This window comes from Alcaligenes faecalis (assembly GCF_041521385.1).
In the GTDB taxonomy this organism is placed as follows: domain Bacteria; phylum Pseudomonadota; class Gammaproteobacteria; order Burkholderiales; family Burkholderiaceae_B; genus Alcaligenes; species Alcaligenes faecalis_E.
Window position 1 is genome coordinate 3,979,309 of sequence record NZ_CP168006.1, and the last position, 16,901, is coordinate 3,996,209.

Here is a 16,901-nt window from a genome sequence, read left to right on the forward strand (position 1 = left end):
CGGGGTTTTTGTTTTGAGCTTGAGTCCAGTGTGTTCGGATTTAGTCCAGAACACGTGTGGAGGAGGCCAGGGTGCCCAAATCGAACTTGGGCAGATGACGACGCAAGGGCATGATCAATGCGCTGATCAGCACCGGCACAATGGCGGCCAGCAAGAAGGATTCCAGCAAATAATCCATAGGGCCATTGGGACGAGGGAACACGGCCAGACCGGCAACCAGGCCACCGATCGTGCTGATAGTGGCGGTAAAGCCATCATAGCGGCGGCTGTACAGACCGAAGAACACAGGGAAAGCGGCTGCCGAACATAGCAAGTCTGCCAGCAGGAACAGGTACAGCACACTGAAGCCTTGCGAGGAAGCGTACAGCACCGGGATGGAGCAAACCCAGATCAAGGATCGTGCCAAACGCATCATTTGAGCGGTATTACGATGGGGCATGATCCGGCCCAGGTCCACCGCAATCAGGCTGGAGACAGCACTGATGGCTGTATCGGCACTGCTCATGACCAAGGACAGGCCCAAAGGGATCAGCAGGACCAGAAACCAGACCGGCACGTGCGGCAAAATAACGTTGAACAAGGCCACGGAGCTGTCACCGGTGGAGCCCAGGCCCACAAAGGCCAGACCAAACAAACCCATCAAAAAGATGAAAGGGGCGACAAACAAGCCACCGAGCAAAAAACCACGACGCATGGACTGCGTGTCTTTGGCAGCATAGATGCGCTGCCAGTTGCCCTGGTGAAACAGGCCAGTCAGCAAGATGGCCACAAAGAAAGTCAGTCCGGCCTTGATGCCGACGGGGTCGCCAAGCTCGGTCAGGCGTGGTGCCTCCAGCTTCACGCTGTCAAATAGTTGTACCGGCCCTCCGACGGCTTGCCAGCCAAACATGATGATCAGGAACAGCATGGGCAGGATCACAAGCATCTGCACCTTGTCGGTAAAGATGGATGCCCGCAGCCCGCCATAAGACGTGTAGATCAGTGTGGCCAGCAGCACAATAGCGGCGGTGACCCACAGGGGGATAGGGGCAATCAAGGTGATCATCTTGGACATGGCGGTGATTTCAGCCGTCATGGAGATGAACATGTAAAACAGCATGATGAGCAGGGTCAGCGCATACATAGGGCGACCATAGCGGGCGATGACAAACTCGCTCAGGCTGTGGCCGCGTGGCAGCAGTTCGCGCATGCGTTTGCCCAGTGGGATCATGGCCAGGCGGGGCGACATGGAGCCAAGGGCATAGCCGATGACGGCGCTCAAGCCCCCCCAGGTGGCCGCCTGCGCGGGCGAGAACAGAATCCACGCGCCCAACGAAGAGGCTAATAAAGTCAGAATGGTGGCGACGGAACTTTGACTGTTGCGAGCCACCACAAAGTCCTCAAGCGAGTTTTTATAGTGGCGGGCGTAGAGCACCCCAGCCAGTGCAAAAGCGGCAGAAAAAACGATCAGCCACAAAAGGGTGGCGGTTTGGTCCAGCATGAGATCTCCCCAAAAACCTGTTTGAACAGGCATAGACCGGCCAGGCTGGCGGGGTGCCAGGGCAGGGCGCAGAAAAATGGAGGGATTGAAATGGGGCGTGTGAGCTTGTGAATGCGCCGCACAGACAAGAGCGGGCAGGCTGCCAGGCCGCGTTTCCTTTCCCTTCGCCGGCATGATCCGGATCAGGTTCTAAGGGTTACCGCTTGAATGCGGAATCTCAGCCCGTTAAGGACTCCCCCAGGAACAGGCTCAAAGAGTAGGAGAGCTTCTTTCAAATGTCAATGATACGGCCGACCAATTTATGCTATGGTCTGGCGTGCGGAACGGGGTGTCCTTTATGTAAAGGGCTGAGATAAAACCCGTCGAACCTGATCCAGCTCATACTGGCGAAGGGATGTCCGAATTCATAGCCCTGCGTCCGAACCAGGCCGACATCCTCGCCAAATTTTTGCAAGGAATGTCATGTCTGTGGAACACGTCTCGGAACTTTCCCAACAACTTGTGTTGGTCACTGGCGGCGCACGCGGCCTGGGGGCTTGCCTAGTTCGTGCGTTTGCACGTCAAGGCGCCAAGGTTGTCATCAATTACCTAAAAAGTGAAGCTGCCGCCCAGACGCTGGCGGCCGAGTTTCCGCAGCAATGTCTGGTTGTGCAAGCGGACGTGACGGATGCGGCGGCGGTGCAAGCTCTGTTTGCCAAGGCTCAGGCGCATTTTGGTCAGCCCATCACCACGGTCGTCAATAATGCCTTACCCGAGTTTTCCTTCAACGGCGATGCCCGCCCTCATGCAGACACCTTGACGTGGGTACAGTTGAACCAGCAGTTGGAAGGTATTGTGGGCGGTGCCTTGAACACCACACAAGCGGCCTTGCCCGGTATGAAGCAAGCTGGCTTTGGTCGCATCATCAATATTGGTACGAACCTGTTTCAGAACCCCGTGGTGCCTTACCACGACTACACCGCCGCCAAGGCTGCCTTGTTGTCCATGACACGCACCCTGTCACACGATCTGGGACCGGACCAGATTACCGTGAACATGATTTCCGGTGGCTTGCTGCGCACCACTGATGCGTCTGCGGCCACGCCTGAAGCGGTGTTTGATTTGATCGCGGCCAGCACACCGCTGCGTCGTGTGACCACGCCCGAAGAGTTTGCTGATGCGGCCTTGTTCTTTGCCGGTCCGTGGGCGCGTGCCGTAACAGGGCAGAATCTGGTGGTTGACGGTGGATTGGTGAAAAACGGATGAGGCAACTGCATTTCAATTTGTTCATTATGGGCTGCGGGCATCACAAAGCAGCCTGGCGTCATCCTGATTCGCAAGTCGAACGCTTAGGTGATGTCCGGTTTTATGAAGAGCTGACCCAGATCGCCGAGCGTGGCAAGCTGGACGCCATTTTCTTTGCGGATGGTCAGTCCAGCGACAACGTGTCCGATGGCCCGCGCTGGTTTCTGGAACCCTTGACCATGATGGCCGCGCTGGCGCGAGCCACCGAGCGTATCGGCCTGATCAGTACTGTTTCCAGCACCTTCTATACGCCTTTTGTGGCGGCACGTATGTTGTGCTCTTTGGATCATGTGTCCAAAGGACGGATGGGCTGGAACGTGGTCACGTCCATGTTCGATTCGGAGGCACGTAATCACGGTTACGAAGCCATGCCCGACCATGCCTGGCGCTACGCGCGGGCTGAAGAATTTGTGGATACGGCCCTGAAACTGTTCGACTCCTGGAGTGACAGCGCCTTGGTCATGGACCGAAAGGGTGATTACGCCAAAGTGGATCAGGTGCGCCAGATCCTGCACAAGGGTGATCACTTTTTGGTTGATGGCCCCTTGACCTTGCCGCGCTCGCCGCAAGGCCAGCCTGTGCTGTTTCAGGCGGGTGCCTCTGAACAAGGCCGGGATTTGGCCGCACGCAAGGCCGAGGCTATTTATGCCGTGGCGTATGACTTGCCGTCGGCTCAATCCTATTACCGCGATATCAAACGACGTGTGCGTGAAACGGGTCGAGGCGTGGATGTGCCCGTGATGCCGGGTTTGGTGACCTATGTAGGTTCCACCATGGAAGAGGCACGCCGCAAGCAGCAGGAGCTGGATGAGCTTTTGCCAGCCGAGACTTCCTTGCGTCAGTTGGGCATGTTTGTCGGCCAGGACTGCATGAACTGGGAGCTGGATGCACCCGTGCCACCATTGCCGCCATTGGAAAGTTTCAAAGGCCCCAAAGGGCGCTATGCCACCATGCTGCGCATTGTGGAAATGGAAAAACCGACAGTGCGCCAATTGCTGGGCCGGATCGCTGCCGGTGGTGGTCATTGCACCATGGTCGGTACACCGGAATCCATTGCTGATCAGATTGAGCAATGGTGGCGCAATGAAGGCGCGGATGGTTTTAATCTGATGCCACCTTCCTTGCCCAATGGCATTCGTGATTTTGTTGAGCAGGTGATTCCGGTTCTGCAAAAACGCGGTCTGTTCCGCCAGGAATACGAGCACGCCACCTTGCGTGGCCATCTGGGCCTGGAGCGTCCCGCGGCTTGATGCCAGGAGCAGAAAATAGCGGACATTTCCATGGACGGACTTGTCCGCTTTTTCCCTAAGGGGAAGGGGCTACGAAGTTCCTGAAGTTTGCTATCCTTAATGCTTTAATTGTCGCCTGCTTAACGAGCAGCGAGCTGTATAGGGATCGCACTATGAAAACCGCCGTTGTCACCGGGGCCTCCTCAGGGTTTGGGGCTGCGCTTGCCCGTAAATTGGTATCTGAAGGACATACTGTGCTGGGTCTGGCGCGTCGTCAGGACAAGCTGGATGCTCTGGCGGCCGAGCTGGGCGAGCGTTTTGTACCGGTCAGCGTGGATTTGACTGATCGCGCGCGTGCCGAGGCGGTTTTGACCGATTTGACAGCTCGTTACCCCCAAATCGACGTGCTGATCAATAACGCCGGTTTGGCGCTAGGCGTGGACAAGGCGCAAGACGCCAGGATGGATCAGTGGGACACCATGGTGGCCACCAATATCAGCGCGTTGCTGCACATTACGCACGCCTTGCTGCCAGGTATGGTCAAGCAGAACAAGGGCCACATCATCAATCTGGGCTCGACCGCGGGCGAATACGCTTACGCGGGTGGCAATGTGTACGGCGCTACCAAGGCGTTTGTGCATCATCTGGGCCTGAATCTGCGTGCCGACCTGTCGGGTACGGCCGTGCGAGTCTCTACTGTGGCTCCAGGGCTCTGTTCCGGCACGGACTTCTCTACCGTGCGTCTGGGTGATAAAGACAAAGCCGCTGCGCTGTACCAGAACGTTGATGCGCTGACGCCCGAGGATATCGCCAACACCATTGCCTGGATCATGAATGCGCCTGCCCATATGAACGTCAACTACATCGAGTTGATGCCTGTGGCGCAAAGCTTTGCCGGCTTGAGCGTGCATCGCAAGGCTTAAGCGTGGCGACCGGCCTGGTCTGGCTTGATTAGACTTGGGCTCCGGTCTTACACTGCAAACGTCTTCAGGGCGGGGTGAAATTCCCCACCGGCGGTAAGGGAGCCATTCCCCAGCCCGCGAGCGATTTCCGCCAGGGAAAGGTCAGCAGATCAGGTGAGAAACCTGGGCCGACGGTAAGAGTCCGGATGAAAGAAGATGAAGCATCGCTGCCTTGTGATCAAGGCAGCGGCGTGTTTTATTGCTGCCCGGAGGACGCATTGTTTAATCAAGGATGCGTTCAAATGAAAAATCTGAAAATCTTCCCTGCATTAGCCCTTGGTCTTTTGCATGAATGTTGCGAAGGAGTGTGCTGATGTATACCGGAATTGTTAAAGCGGTTCGTCCTCTTACTGCGGTCAAGGCCGAGCTGGGCCGCACGGAGTTTGAAATCGACTTCACCGACGAATTGCTGGTGGATCTGCAACTGGGCGCCAGTGTCAGCGTGGAAGGCACATGCCTGAGCGTGACCAGTATTTCCGGCCCCAAAGTCACTTTTGATGCGATTCCCGTCACACTGGAGCGCACAAATCTGGGCACACTCAAGACGGGCGATCTGGTCAATATCGAACGATCGGCCAAGCTGAACGAAGAGATTGGCGGCCACGTGATGGCTGGCCATATTGCGACGACGGCTGAAGTGCTGGAACTGAGCATTACCGAGGCCGGTAACCGCCTGCGTTTTCGTGTGCCAGAGGATTGGGCGAAATACGTGTTCCCACGCGGTTTTCTGGGCGTGAATGGCTGCAGCTTGACCGTGGCTGACGTGGAAGATGGTGTCGTCACGATCAACCTGATCCCGGAAACGCTGCGTCAGACAACTTTCTCCCGTTACAAGGCGGGCGACAGGCTCAATATCGAAGTGGATCAGCAAACGGTTGTTCTGGTCGATGTGCTTGAACGTACCGTGGCTGGTACCTTGTCGCGAGTACTACCCCCTTTTAAAAGCTGATTTGTCTTGATTGCCGGGTGCTGAAGAAGGGCTGTTGGTTCTGATAACCGGCAGCTCTTTTTTTATTGTGCTGATGCGCGCGGAGCGCAATTACCTGCTTGTAGGGCGATTGACTTGTACTGGCCGTTAACTTGGCCTGGATAGGTGAACGAGCTTAAGCCCAGGCTAACTGGTTCAATACAAAATCCGCCCGTTCTTCCACGCTGATCTTGGGCAGCAGGATCACTTCATATCCCAGCAGGGGATACACGCGCTCCAGACGTTCATACTCCTGGATAGCGGCTGTCATGTCGTGGCGGCGCTCCGGATCTGCTTCATAAATCTCTGGCCAAGGCGGTGTTAAAAATACCCGTGGATGATATGGGTAATCTTGTTTAAACCGCTCCAGCAAGGGCGTGCCGCTTATTTCTTCTAAAGTTGCTGCAGCATCAAGCAGTCCGCGATCAAAAAACACCCACCCAGCATCCTCAGGCGCTGCCAGATAGTCCGCCTGGGCTGTTCTGATCGCCTCCTGTAAAAAGGCCTCCATATCTACCCACGGCAGGGCAGAGCCATTCATGGCTAACTGCTCCTGGACGATACGTCGCCCAGGCTCTTGAATAGTCGTATAGCCGCGACTTTGCAGCTCTGACAGTAAGGTGGATTTGCCTCCGCCGGAGCAGCCGGAAATAAGGACGAAATGATTCATAAGAGTTCAGAGTTTTTAAGGAGAAAGAGGGAGCTGAAGGCGTGCACAAGCCCCGAAAATGAAGACGGATGTAGGGATGTAGGGATGTAGGGATGTAGGGATGTAGGGATGTAGGGATGTAGGGATGTAGGGATGTAGGGATGTAGGGGGAGGAGAGCTGGGAGACTTGGAGGCAAGTATCCGCGAAGGCAAAGCATAGTTTAGCGAAATGGCGGTTGTCTTTGAAGCCCTAAAGATAGGCTCTCCAGTATTGGTAGATTAGGGGCGTTTGAAGTAGGTTTGCACGAAGCTGAGCCAGCCGATAAGCAAGGAAACCTGGCTTTTATCTTTCATTTCCTCCCTTAATGACAGAGCACAGGCAAGAGCCCAAGCACCACATAGCTGTAGCAAGAAAATAAAATGCAATTAACGGAAAGGAGTTTTTTTCTTTGAAAAGAATAGTCTTCAACAAAGAGAGGGGGAATTAAGGGTTAGGGCCTTAGCTATTAAGAACAAAGGCTTGCCAGGCAGGTGCACAAGCTTGCAGCCGTGTCATATCAACGCAGGCAGTTAAAAACAAAGCCGGGCCATTCCCCTCATTAACGCTGCTTTAACTCGATCCACCTTCAAAACAAGAACGCCGATTGCTCCATAAGAGGCAATCGGCGTTCTTTATCTTTCAACTATCCATTGAAAGCGGACGGGCTCACTCAGGCAGACAATTTCTCTACCTTGGCTGGCAAGCCTTGGCGCACGGCCGCGCCAGAAACCCAGTCAATCCAGACGTTGTCCTGGCCATCGCCACGGGTTGGGTCAGCAAAACCCAACTCGTTCAAATTCACGCCAGCAGCCAGATCGTTCAGGTGGGGCATGGCCTCCCCATCAATCTGGTGCGAACGGGCCCCCAATTCGGTATGGCCAAAACCGTGCTCGATAGCGATGGCACCGCGCATGATACCGCCACGCACCAAAGCAACACCGTCAACCGCGCCGCCAGGTGTGCTGACACGAATACGGTCGCCGTTACGGATGCCCATATTCTTTGCATCATCCAGATTCAAGGAAATCGGGTTATGCGGGTGCACTTGACGTAAACGCGACATGCCGATGGACATGGAACTCATCAAATTGGATTTGTAGGAGCTCATCAGCAAGGGCCATTCCTGTTCAGAGAAATGCTCGCGCATTGGGCTGCCGTCGGCCAGACGGGTAGGGTACCAGGTTGGGCAGCCACTCAGACGCTCGCCTGTCATGGTGTGACGCATCTTAGCCAAGTCCTCATTCCAGATCTGCAAAGCATTGCTGTAGCGATTTTTCAGCTGATTCCCTTTCCAGGCGTTTTCGATTCGGTCGAATCGGCCACCGCGTGTCAACAACATTGCCACTTTGCGCTGCTCTTCAGGATGCAAACGCGCTTGCAGATCCGGAAAGAGACGATCCACCCCTGTGATGCGCATATCGTCGTCGGATGCGTCGCTAACCGGGCGACCCGCACCAAAGGCGATATTCGCCATGCCGCGCAGATAGAAGTCCTCGGCGCGCAGCAAGTCATGGGGGTTGCCGGCCTTGTCTTTCAGCACGCCTTTACCAAAACCTGGCAGTTCCAGGCGCAAAGCAACGGCAAACAGGAAACTTTCCAGGTTGATGGGCTGATCATCAGCCGTGCGATCCACACGCGGCTGCACCACAGGCCAGCGTAGCGTAGAAGACTTGGCGATCACATCCGCCCAAGGTGCCGACACCCCCCAACTTTCGTAGGTCACTGTATCGGGGACGATATAGTCCGCATAAGCGTTGGTTTCGTTGATGAACGGGTTGATTGAAATGGATAAAGGCAGCGCAGCAGGGTCTTTCAGTTTGTGCAGCAAGGCGTTTTTAAAGCCTGCAATGGCGTAGACCGGATTACTCATGTGATTAATCCAGACCTTGGCTGAATAGGGGTAGCCATTCAGACCTGAAGCGATCATTTCACTGCTCAAGGCACCCACAGCGGGGTACCAAGGAGCCGGAGCGGGATACAAGGCTTGGCCATTTGCTTGGCGGCGCTTGAATTCGCTGGATTTTTCGTAAGCGAAGCGATGGCGCGACAAGGACACGCCTTTGGCCGTCACTTTTCCAGGAAATTGCGCGAAGTTGTAGCGTGGGCCGGGTCCAAAAGGCCCAAATGGGCCGGCATCCAGCACCAACCCCCCTTTCAGGTTCAGGTTACCCACCAGGGTATTCAACATGGCAATGGCGTAAGCCGTGTAGAAGCCAGAACCGTTCATGGTGCCGCCGTGCGCATCGGCTACAGCTTGGCGGCCGTAGCTGGTGAATTCACGGGCTAGCTCGATCAGGGCTTCTTCATCCATACCACAGCCTTTGGCGTATTCGGCAATGGATTTTTCCTGACTGCGTTCGCGCAACATGTGCAAGGCGGTACAGACCCGTAACTCTTGGCCTTCCAGCTCCACGGTACGATCGACAAACAACGTGGCGCGGTCCAGATCGGTGTGGGCGCGCAGTTCGCCTTGTTCGTCCTGGACAATAAAGGGTGATTCGGCACCTTCTGCAACTTCCCAACCCAGGTCCGTGCCACGCAAATAACGTCCAAAGCCAGGATGTTTGGGATCGGCAATCAACAAATGGCTGGCGTTAGTCCAGGAAGCGGTATTTTCGTCCTGCTCGGCAGGTGCGTGGGGTAGGGACAAGTGTTCTGCATCAAAACGCTCTTGCTCCAGAATCCAGCGCAACATCCCCATGACCAAGGACAAGTCGGTACCGGGTAACACGGGTTGCCAGCGGTTGCCGCTGCCCGAGGCCAAGCTGGACGACGTTGGCAAGATAGGAGAAACAACGACGTACTTGAAGGTGTTTTCAGGACGCGAACGGGCTTCTGCCAACTCACGGCCTTGACGCTGGAAGGGATTACCGGATTGCGCCGGCGCAGCGCCAATAAACAGGCCAAATCGGGCATTTTTCCAGTCAGGTTTGCCATGAGGCAAACCTTTAATGTCGTTCATGGCAGCCCCCGTTCCCACACGGAAGCTTTGCCCGCAATAAGAGCCGTGGTTACTGACGTTGACTGTGCCAAAGGCTTGCTGGGCAAAGCGTTTGACTAGCGGTGTACGGCCTTCGTTCGCGGCATCGGTGAACAATAACTGGTTGGCCAACGGGCCAAACTCGGGATTCTGTGGGTCAATCAGGGTTTCGTGATCCCAAATGGCCCGCAAGCCGTCGACATGACCTTCTTGGAACAGATCGCCGCCTTCGCAGACCTCTTCAATCAATTGTTCAAAGCTGATGCGCTTCCATTGGCCCGAACCACGGGGGCCAACACGCTTCAAAGGCGACAAAACACGGTAAGGGCTGCTGTGCTGTTCCAGCATGGAAGCGCCACGGGCACAGGCGCTGGCACGACCTTCCAGGCCGTTTTCACCGCCCAGCATGGCGTAAACCTCACGTACAGGTTGCTCCATGGGCGCAGATTGCGTGGTTGCCAAAGGATGGTAAGGATTACCGGCGATACGCAAAATCTTGTTGTTCTCTGTATCAATACGCACACGTACACCGCACTGCGTCCAGCAGCCCAGGCAACTGGAAGGGCTCACAATCTGACCGGGCTGCGTATCCAGCAAACCCGTAATCGGGTCAATACGGAATTCGGCTTGCAAGGAGTTGCCACGGGTCGCGTGGGCAGTTGGCACTCCGGCTGTACCTTGGCCCAGACCTTGCACTGCCTTGACCACCGTGTCGCTATAACCAGCCGCAAATGCCGCCAGACCACCCACAGCAGCACCGCCGCGGGTCAATACCTGCCGACGCGACAGGTTAGGGGTTTCTTTTTTCTTGCTCATGACGATAAGTACCTGAAAGCTAGTGATTCTGTGGGTCTAGGCCGTCAACGATGAACGGCGGGCCGGGAACAGAGAGAGCAGGGTGGTGCTGGCGGCGAGTAAGGCAATACACAAGCCCAGCACACCCAGCATTCCCAGCAGGCCATCGCTGCCTAAAGGCATGGTGTAGAGGTACAGACCAGCGCCGTATTTAGGGACACCTTGTACTGCCATGAAAATAATCCAGCGAAACACCCAGGCAGAGCCAAGCATGAACGCAGCACAGATCAAGCTATACAGATTGCCTTGCAAGGTGCTGATTGGACGGCTGAGCATATACAGAAGCAGCAGGCCGAATGCAGAAGACCCCAAAAAGCCCAAACGCCATACGGGGTAACTCTGGAATAGCTCCCAGGCTGCGCCGAAGGAGTGGCTATAGCCCAGCAGGCCCGAACCAACCCAAAACAGGGCCACGACGATCAAGGTCAATACCACGCCCAAAGACCAGCGCCGTACGTATTCCAGCGGCAAATTGGCCACGCCACCAGGCAAGAGACGAGCAACCAGCAAGATGGCTCCCAGACTGGCCAGAGCGGCCGTCAAAGCGAAGTTGATGGGCAGAAAGGCGGTGTTCCACAATGGGCGCGAACGCAGCACCATCACTTCAAAACCGCTGTAGACCAGAATCGACAAGGCCGATACCAGCAAAGCCAGGCTCAACCAGCGCCACAGGGTACGCTTGTTCAACCACCAGGCCAGCACATTGGCCATGGACAGACCGACGAACAGGGGCAGCAACACAGCGCCCAGCGACATCCAGGACCAGGGAGTGAAGTGGGCGTAGAAGTGCCAGAAACGACCGGGTTGGTGCAAGTCAGCCAGCAAGGACACAGGAGCGGCAATACTGCTGCACAGCAGCACAATCATCAATGCAGGTTCCAGACGATGCAAGGCGCTGTCACTGGACCAGGCGCAGCGCCATACCCACACAGTGCTGGTGGCGGCCATACCGACCAGGAAAAAGTATTGAACCGCCCAAGGTAACCAGGCAACCTCGTAGGCAGGGGTCAGAATTTCGATAATAGACATAGCAGCCTCTTAGAACTGATGGGTCAAACGCACACTGGCCTGACCATCCACACCATCGACGAACTCATCTGGCAAGCCGATATAAAACACATGCGGGCTGGTGTTCATGCCAGGTTTGAGGACGCGGATTTCCTCTTTGTGCTCTTTGAGCAGTTGGGAAATCGTGCTGGTTTCATCGTTCATATCGCCAATGACACGGGCGCCGCCGACACAACTTTCCACACAGGCGGGCAGCAGACCCACTTCCAGGCGGTGCTCACAGAAGGTGCATTTATCGGCAGTCTGGGTTTCATGGTTAATGAAACGAGCATCGTAAGGACAGGCTTGAACACAGTAGGCACAGCCAACACAGCGCTCGTTGTCGACCAGTACCACACCATCTTCGCGCTGGAACGTCGCCTGTACAGGGCAGACCGGCACACAGGGCGGGTTGTCGCAGTGATTACAGAGACGAGGCAGGCTCAGCATGGCCGCCTGCTGCTGTTCATCAAGCACCTCGTACTGCAGAACTGTGGTACGGAACTGTCCAATCGGTGGTGCGTTCTCGATAGAACAACTGACCGTACAGGCCTGGCAACCAATACATTTTCTTAAGTCAACCACCATGCCGTAGCGAGCCCCCTCTTTCCCACCGCTACGTCGTGGAGGCTGGCTGTTCATCGCTGCTTGAACAGGTTGAATAGGAATGATCGTGGCCCCGGCACTCAGGCCCAGCAATTCCTTAAGAAAACGTCGCTTGCCCTTTTTGGGCCCGGCGCTTGGAGTCATGTGTTTTCCTTTACATGCTTGGGTTGAACCCATTTACATTATTTGTAGTTATAAGCATATGAAGAATCCAAGCCTCCAGTCTTGATGAAGGTCAAACAGAACATTTAAAGGTTGAAATGTTGACGCGCGGCTGTACTTGCCAGGTACAAAAAAGCGCCCCTCCGTTTTTAGGAGGGGCGCTAGGCATCTTGATACAGACAAAAACGCTTAGAACGTTCCGCTTAATCCCAGGAAGAACGTACGGCCCGGCTGGTTAAAGGTATGCGCCCCGGCACCATAAATGTAGTTCGGTGTTCCCAGGTTCACACCGATGGCATTACCGCGGCGGAACAGACGTTTGTCAAAGAGGTTATCAACCCCTGCATTAATACGGAAATGCTTGTTGATCTTGTACTGCGTGCTCAGACCAAACAAGGCGTAAGGGGAGACCTTGTCGGTTGCCGATCCCGTCAAAGGTTGACCGTAATAATCGTATTTCGGTGGTTTTTGCTCGCCGTAGAAGGTGGCCTTGGCGCGCAAGGACCAATCGGCGTTCACATCCCAATCCAAGGTTGTGTTGATGGTGTATTTAGGAATAGTGGACAAGGCTTCGCCGGTGGTCTTGTTCTTGGACTCGATCATGTAGGTGAAGTTGGTTGACCACAGCCAGTTTTCAGCCAGAGGCAGGGTCAAGTTACCTTCCAGGCCGGACACGACGGCCTTGGGGATATTTTCCCATTGCAGGATCAATTGATCTTTGTTCATTGCCGGGAAGCTCGACAGGGCAAAGCGGCCTGCTTCAACTTTGTTGCGGTAATCATTGTGGAAGTAAGTCAGGCTAGCTCCTAAACCATCATCACCGACATACTCAACCCCAAGCTCCTTATTAAGGCTGGTTTCTGCTTTCAGGTTCGAATTACCCTGGAGAAAACACCCTGGCTCATTGTTACCACCTGTATTACCCCAACACCCATTGCCTGCACTGTACAAAGTGTAGCCGTCATTGCTTTGATACAGGTTGGGAGCCTTGTAAGCACGGGCAATACCGGCTTTCAGCAACCAGTTGTCCGTCACCGCATGAGTCAGGTTCAGCGAAGGACTCCAGTTGCTGCCATGCTTGTCGTGATAGTCAAAGCGCAGACCGGGAGTCACCGTGGTCTTGTCGGTAGCGTAGATATTGTTTTCAGCGAAAACCGAATAAATATTCGCCCGCGACTTGGGTTTGTATTTATTGGGGACGCCAGGGATTCGGGTCGGATTACGTTGGGCCAGGTCCGAGGACGTGTCATTCAATTCCTGACCGACCCATTCCATGCCGATCGTGGCGTACTGCTCAACGCTGCCGGTCTTGAATTGATGGCTGGCTTCGGCGTGGGCGGTCAGGGTGGTCAGGTCCGCTTTGCCGAAACCTCCATCCTTGACACGTGATGGATCATTAAAAGCACCTTCCGTACCCCCAGCCAGGCCCTCCAGCAAACGATAGTTGCGCGTTTTTTCGTACTGGAAGTAGGCCAGGGAATTGGTCTTGTCATTCCAGTCGCCACGATGTGTCAGCGAATAGCTTTGGCGATACATCTTGTTAGTCTCGTCACCCAACTGACGTTTGACCTCGTCATTGGTATTCGTGTTCTGGGTATCGCCCGTATAAATATTGCCTTGACGGCTATAGGAAGCTTCCAGATCCACCGTTTGGCGGCTATCAGGACGCCAGGACAGCAAACCATTGATGTCCTTGTTACGCACCCCCTCACGGCCAGCCGGCAAACTGTTCGCGTTGGCACCTCCACGCTCGGTCTGATGTCCTTTATTGATCTCCGGATCGTCCGAATCTGTCTTGTTCAGGTTTCCATACAAACGGAAGGACAGGGATTCGCTGATCGGGCCGCTCAAGCCAAAGTTCATGCGACGCGTGGCACCTTCATCGCTATGCGCAGGCAGGTTGCCGTACAGGGAGTAAGTGCCCTGGAAGGTGTCTGTTGTCGGTTTGGTGATGATGTTGACCACACCGCCCGCAGCCCCGTTGCCGTAACGGGCCGCTGCCGGGCCGCGCAGCACTTCCACGCGTTCGATCTGCTCGGCAGGTACCCAGTTGGTATCCCCACGCGAATCGCGCTCGCCACGCCAGCCAAACCGCACGGCAGAGCGGGAGCTGACGGGTTTGCCGTCAATCAGGATCATGGTGTTTTCCGGGCCCATGCCACGGATATCGATCTGGCGATTATTGCCGCGCTGGCCGCTGGCCGAGTTACCCGTCAGGTTCACGCCTGGCATGGTGCGCAGAACTTCGGAAATATCGTTGGCGGGAGGGGATTTCTGGATGTCTTCAGCAGTGATGACGGACGAACCCAAGGTTTGCTTGAGTTCCTGCTCGGCCTTGACCACAATGCGGTCCAGCTCCTCGACCTCTTGCGCTTGTGTCTGATAAGGAAATGCCAACAATAAAGCTACAGCCAGACTGCTTAACGGCATAAAAGATACGCCGCTAGGCAGGTGACGCTTAGCGGCGAAAGACGAGGACACCGACATAATGAAGACCCAGTGGTAATGAGATTGATTCCCGATTATAAGCAGGGCAGGCCATGTTACAAGTCGTTAATCTCGTAAAACCAACACATCGGGCCGCACAAACTTACGCTTGATCAGGTCCGCCGCAGTCAAAGCAGCGGCCTGTCAAGGCTGACAGCTTGCGTAACAAGGAAGTAGCTTGTATTTAGGCACAAACGCTGCAGCCAGGGCCCATACAGGTGTGAATCACGGAATTCCGGGTGCTGGAACGGGTGCCGGGCCCGGTCACATTATTGCCTGCCAGGGCTTGCTGGGGCGTCAGGCCACGTGTGGGGCTTGCCTTGCTGAACAAGCGTCGTGGTGCGCTCAATTGCAGCAAGAGGCTGCCTTTTTCACAAGCAGGGCAGGTCTGGGGATCATTGCGGGTGGCAATGCTGCGCAAATGGCTGCTGCGTTGCAGGCAATGATTACAAAGGTAGTCGTACAAAGGCATGGCAAATCCGAGTAAAGCAAGCCCTGACTTCGGCATGAAGCCAGGGCCAGAGACCGATCAGGTCAAGTTACAGCGTGTGCCTGGACGGCCAAAACGGGCCGCGTCATTCAAGGCACCTTTAGGCAGAATATCGGTATCAAAAATACCGGTAGGCAATGCCAGAGACGCGGAGCTGTTGGGCAGGTCCACCACGCCACCGTAACGGCCCTCAACCGGAGCCGCTGTCAACAGCATATACGCCTGCGCGCGCGACAAGTCGGTCGTACGGCTGATGTAGTCAATGGCTGCCAAACAGGCCTGGCGATACGCAACCGTGGAGTCCAGGTAGTAGTTGACGCCTTCTTCCACACTGATGCCGGTGAAGTGCATCCACTGATCGTACTTGGGATCATGACGGCCAGGAACGTAAATGGGCGCAGTCAGATTGTATTGGGCCATGCCGCCTTTGATCAGATCAAAGCCTAGGTGGGCCGCGCCGTCCATTTCAATGGCGCCACAGAAGGAGATTTCGCCATCGCCCTGAGAGAAGTGCAAGTCGCCCATGGACAGGCCAGCCCCCTTTACATAGACGGGGAAGTAAATCCGCGAGCCAATAGTCAGGTTCTTGATGTCCAGGTTGCCGCCATGCTCACGCGGAGGCACGGTACGCGCGGCTTCTGCCGCCATGCGGTCAAATTCCGCGCCTTTCACACCACGCAGTACGGCAGTTTTGGCATCGGGCGGGTTGGCATGGCCCTTGGGCACCAGCAGGGCTTCACGTCGGTTCCATTCGCGCAGCAGTTCGTGCGAGGGCAGGGTGCCGATCAGACCGGGGTGCATCATGGCTGCAATGCGCACACCAGGAATATGACGGGAGGTGGCATACACACCATGCAGGTCCCAGATGGCCTTATCAGCTTCGGGGAAATGCTCGGCCAAAAAGCCGCCGCCATTTTCCTTGGCAAAAATGCCCGAGAAACCGACAGGGGTAATGGCGCGAATATCCAGCAGGTCCACCACCAGAATGTCGCCAGGCTCAGCGCCCTCTACATGGATAGGGCCGGTCAGAGGGTGAGCGCGGGTCAGATCAACGTCGCGTACGTCGTTGGCGCTGTCCGTGTTTTTGATCTGGGCGTCCAGAAAGTCCATACATTCCAGAATCATTTCTTCACCAGGTTTGACACTGGTCAGGTCTGGAATATCGGGGTGCCATCGGTTGTGCCCGATTTCAGCTTGTTCGGCCAAGGGTGCGCCGGGTTTGATTTTTATATGCTGCATGTGTTCTCCGAAAAATGTGTACGAGGTCCGCACAACGGCGCTTTTAAATGCGCTTGGCGACACCATTAACATGCCGGCACAGACCTGGTCAAAATGTGTGGAAACGGCTGTTTTATATGCTTTTTTATGCCGATAAATAAATCTTAAGCAGACCAATGGTTTAGGTCTTAAGCGACTAAAGGACAGCACTATGAGGATTTTGTCCAGAGGATAAATCCTGATGTTGGGTCAGTTTTTTATGTCGTGGCATGCCTTAACAAGGGCTGACATTGTTATATGGCTATCCATATACAAAGCATAAGAGTTTTGGGATGGTATAAGCAGGCCCACGGTTTGCGGCGCAAATGAGCACTGTCATGGTTCAGCTCCACATAACCCTTATCACAGTAGATATATAAGTCGGCAAGTCGAACTGACAACAATA

The 16,901-nt window shown here is 55.2% G+C and carries 13 protein-coding genes and 3 riboswitches; of the genes, 5 read left to right on the forward strand and 8 right to left on the reverse strand.

The genetic code is table 11. The features are described 5' to 3' along the window. Positions 1-40: 40 nt before the first annotated feature. Positions 41-1,480, reverse strand: a complete 1,440-nt coding sequence (locus tag ACDI13_RS17405; protein WP_316990095.1) for a sodium:solute symporter family protein — start codon at positions 1,478-1,480, stop codon at positions 41-43. Positions 1,481-1,621: 141 nt separating this feature from the next. Further along, positions 1,622-1,729, reverse strand: a riboswitch (TPP riboswitch). A gap of 65 nt (positions 1,730-1,794) precedes the next feature. Next, a riboswitch (TPP riboswitch) is annotated at positions 1,795-1,893 on the forward strand. Positions 1,894-1,942: 49 nt separating this feature from the next. On the opposite strand from ACDI13_RS17405, the gene ACDI13_RS17410 reads away from it, so the two are divergent. From ACDI13_RS17410 to ACDI13_RS17430, 5 genes are all read left to right on the forward strand, one after another. Further along, positions 1,943-2,725 (forward strand): 3-oxoacyl-ACP reductase, encoded by a 783-nt coding sequence (locus tag ACDI13_RS17410; protein WP_316990096.1) that lies wholly within the window; start codon positions 1,943-1,945, stop codon positions 2,723-2,725. Next, positions 2,722-4,014 (forward strand): LLM class flavin-dependent oxidoreductase, encoded by a 1,293-nt coding sequence (locus tag ACDI13_RS17415; RefSeq protein ID WP_109088588.1) that lies wholly within the window; start codon positions 2,722-2,724, stop codon positions 4,012-4,014. The genes ACDI13_RS17410 and ACDI13_RS17415 overlap by 4 nt, the downstream gene beginning before the upstream one ends. A gap of 152 nt (positions 4,015-4,166) precedes the next feature. Next, positions 4,167-4,916: an SDR family NAD(P)-dependent oxidoreductase gene (locus ACDI13_RS17420; protein WP_045931376.1), complete on the forward strand. Its 750-nt coding sequence runs from the start codon at positions 4,167-4,169 to the stop codon at positions 4,914-4,916. A gap of 56 nt (positions 4,917-4,972) precedes the next feature. Further along, positions 4,973-5,117: riboswitch (FMN riboswitch) on the forward strand. Then, on the forward strand, positions 5,102-5,269 hold the full coding sequence (locus tag ACDI13_RS17425) for a hypothetical protein (RefSeq protein WP_316990097.1): 168 nt from the start codon (positions 5,102-5,104) through the stop codon (positions 5,267-5,269). It overlaps the preceding riboswitch by 16 nt. Next, positions 5,269-5,904, forward strand: coding sequence for a riboflavin synthase subunit alpha (locus tag ACDI13_RS17430; protein WP_316990098.1), 636 nt, complete (start codon positions 5,269-5,271; stop codon positions 5,902-5,904). Before ACDI13_RS17425 ends, ACDI13_RS17430 begins: the two co-directional genes overlap by 1 nt. A gap of 154 nt (positions 5,905-6,058) precedes the next feature. On the opposite strand, the gene ACDI13_RS17435 is transcribed toward ACDI13_RS17430, so the two are convergent. The 7 genes from ACDI13_RS17435 to fmdA all read right to left on the reverse strand — a co-directional run bounded on the left by ACDI13_RS17435 (position 6,059) and on the right by fmdA (position 16,477). Beyond that, on the reverse strand, positions 6,059-6,592 hold the full coding sequence (locus ACDI13_RS17435) for an AAA family ATPase (protein WP_316990099.1): 534 nt from the start codon (positions 6,590-6,592) through the stop codon (positions 6,059-6,061). 689 nt (positions 6,593-7,281) lie between these two features. Next, positions 7,282-10,407 carry a tetrathionate reductase subunit A gene (locus tag ACDI13_RS17440; protein WP_316990100.1) on the reverse strand — a complete coding sequence of 1,042 codons (3,126 nt, stop codon included), beginning with the start codon at positions 10,405-10,407 and terminating at the stop codon, positions 7,282-7,284. Between the two features lie 36 nt (positions 10,408-10,443). Continuing rightward, on the reverse strand, positions 10,444-11,475 hold the full coding sequence (gene nrfD, locus ACDI13_RS17445; protein WP_316990101.1) for an NrfD/PsrC family molybdoenzyme membrane anchor subunit: 1,032 nt from the start codon (positions 11,473-11,475) through the stop codon (positions 10,444-10,446). 9 nt (positions 11,476-11,484) lie between these two features. Continuing rightward, positions 11,485-12,243, reverse strand: coding sequence for a sulfate reduction electron transfer complex DsrMKJOP subunit DsrO (dsrO, locus tag ACDI13_RS17450; protein ID WP_316990102.1), 759 nt, complete (start codon positions 12,241-12,243; stop codon positions 11,485-11,487). A 207-nt stretch (positions 12,244-12,450) separates the two neighbouring features. Then, complete coding sequence (locus tag ACDI13_RS17455) at positions 12,451-14,691, reverse strand: TonB-dependent siderophore receptor (RefSeq protein ID WP_316990103.1); 2,241 nt, start codon at positions 14,689-14,691, stop codon at positions 12,451-12,453. A 241-nt stretch (positions 14,692-14,932) separates the two neighbouring features. After that, positions 14,933-15,220 carry an FmdB family zinc ribbon protein gene (locus ACDI13_RS17460; protein WP_009453884.1) on the reverse strand — a complete coding sequence of 96 codons (288 nt, stop codon included), beginning with the start codon at positions 15,218-15,220 and terminating at the stop codon, positions 14,933-14,935. A 57-nt stretch (positions 15,221-15,277) separates the two neighbouring features. Further along, positions 15,278-16,477, reverse strand: coding sequence for a formamidase (gene fmdA, locus ACDI13_RS17465; RefSeq protein WP_316990104.1), 1,200 nt, complete (start codon positions 16,475-16,477; stop codon positions 15,278-15,280). Positions 16,478-16,901: the final 424 nt, after the last annotated feature.

What these genes read in the sequence shown, in the direction of transcription:
- ACDI13_RS17405 (WP_316990095.1), bottom strand. Translation starts at nt 1,480, where the DNA reads ATGCTGGACCAAACCGCCACCCTTTTGTGGCTGATCGTTTTTTCTGCC.
- ACDI13_RS17410 (WP_316990096.1), top strand. Translation starts at nt 1,943, where the DNA reads ATGTCTGTGGAACACGTCTCGGAACTTTCCCAACAACTTGTGTTGGTC.
- ACDI13_RS17415 (WP_109088588.1), top strand. Translation starts at nt 2,722, where the DNA reads ATGAGGCAACTGCATTTCAATTTGTTCATTATGGGCTGCGGGCATCAC.
- ACDI13_RS17420 (WP_045931376.1), top strand. Translation starts at nt 4,167, where the DNA reads ATGAAAACCGCCGTTGTCACCGGGGCCTCCTCAGGGTTTGGGGCTGCG.
- ACDI13_RS17425 (WP_316990097.1), top strand. Translation starts at nt 5,102, where the DNA reads ATGAAAGAAGATGAAGCATCGCTGCCTTGTGATCAAGGCAGCGGCGTG.
- ACDI13_RS17430 (WP_316990098.1), top strand. Translation starts at nt 5,269, where the DNA reads ATGTATACCGGAATTGTTAAAGCGGTTCGTCCTCTTACTGCGGTCAAG.
- ACDI13_RS17435 (WP_316990099.1), bottom strand. Translation starts at nt 6,592, where the DNA reads ATGAATCATTTCGTCCTTATTTCCGGCTGCTCCGGCGGAGGCAAATCC.
- ACDI13_RS17440 (WP_316990100.1), bottom strand. Translation starts at nt 10,407, where the DNA reads ATGAGCAAGAAAAAAGAAACCCCTAACCTGTCGCGTCGGCAGGTATTG.
- nrfD (WP_316990101.1), bottom strand. Translation starts at nt 11,475, where the DNA reads ATGTCTATTATCGAAATTCTGACCCCTGCCTACGAGGTTGCCTGGTTA.
- dsrO (WP_316990102.1), bottom strand. Translation starts at nt 12,243, where the DNA reads ATGACTCCAAGCGCCGGGCCCAAAAAGGGCAAGCGACGTTTTCTTAAG.
- ACDI13_RS17455 (WP_316990103.1), bottom strand. Translation starts at nt 14,691, where the DNA reads ATGCCGTTAAGCAGTCTGGCTGTAGCTTTATTGTTGGCATTTCCTTAT.
- ACDI13_RS17460 (WP_009453884.1), bottom strand. Translation starts at nt 15,220, where the DNA reads ATGCCTTTGTACGACTACCTTTGTAATCATTGCCTGCAACGCAGCAGC.
- fmdA (WP_316990104.1), bottom strand. Translation starts at nt 16,477, where the DNA reads ATGCAGCATATAAAAATCAAACCCGGCGCACCCTTGGCCGAACAAGCT.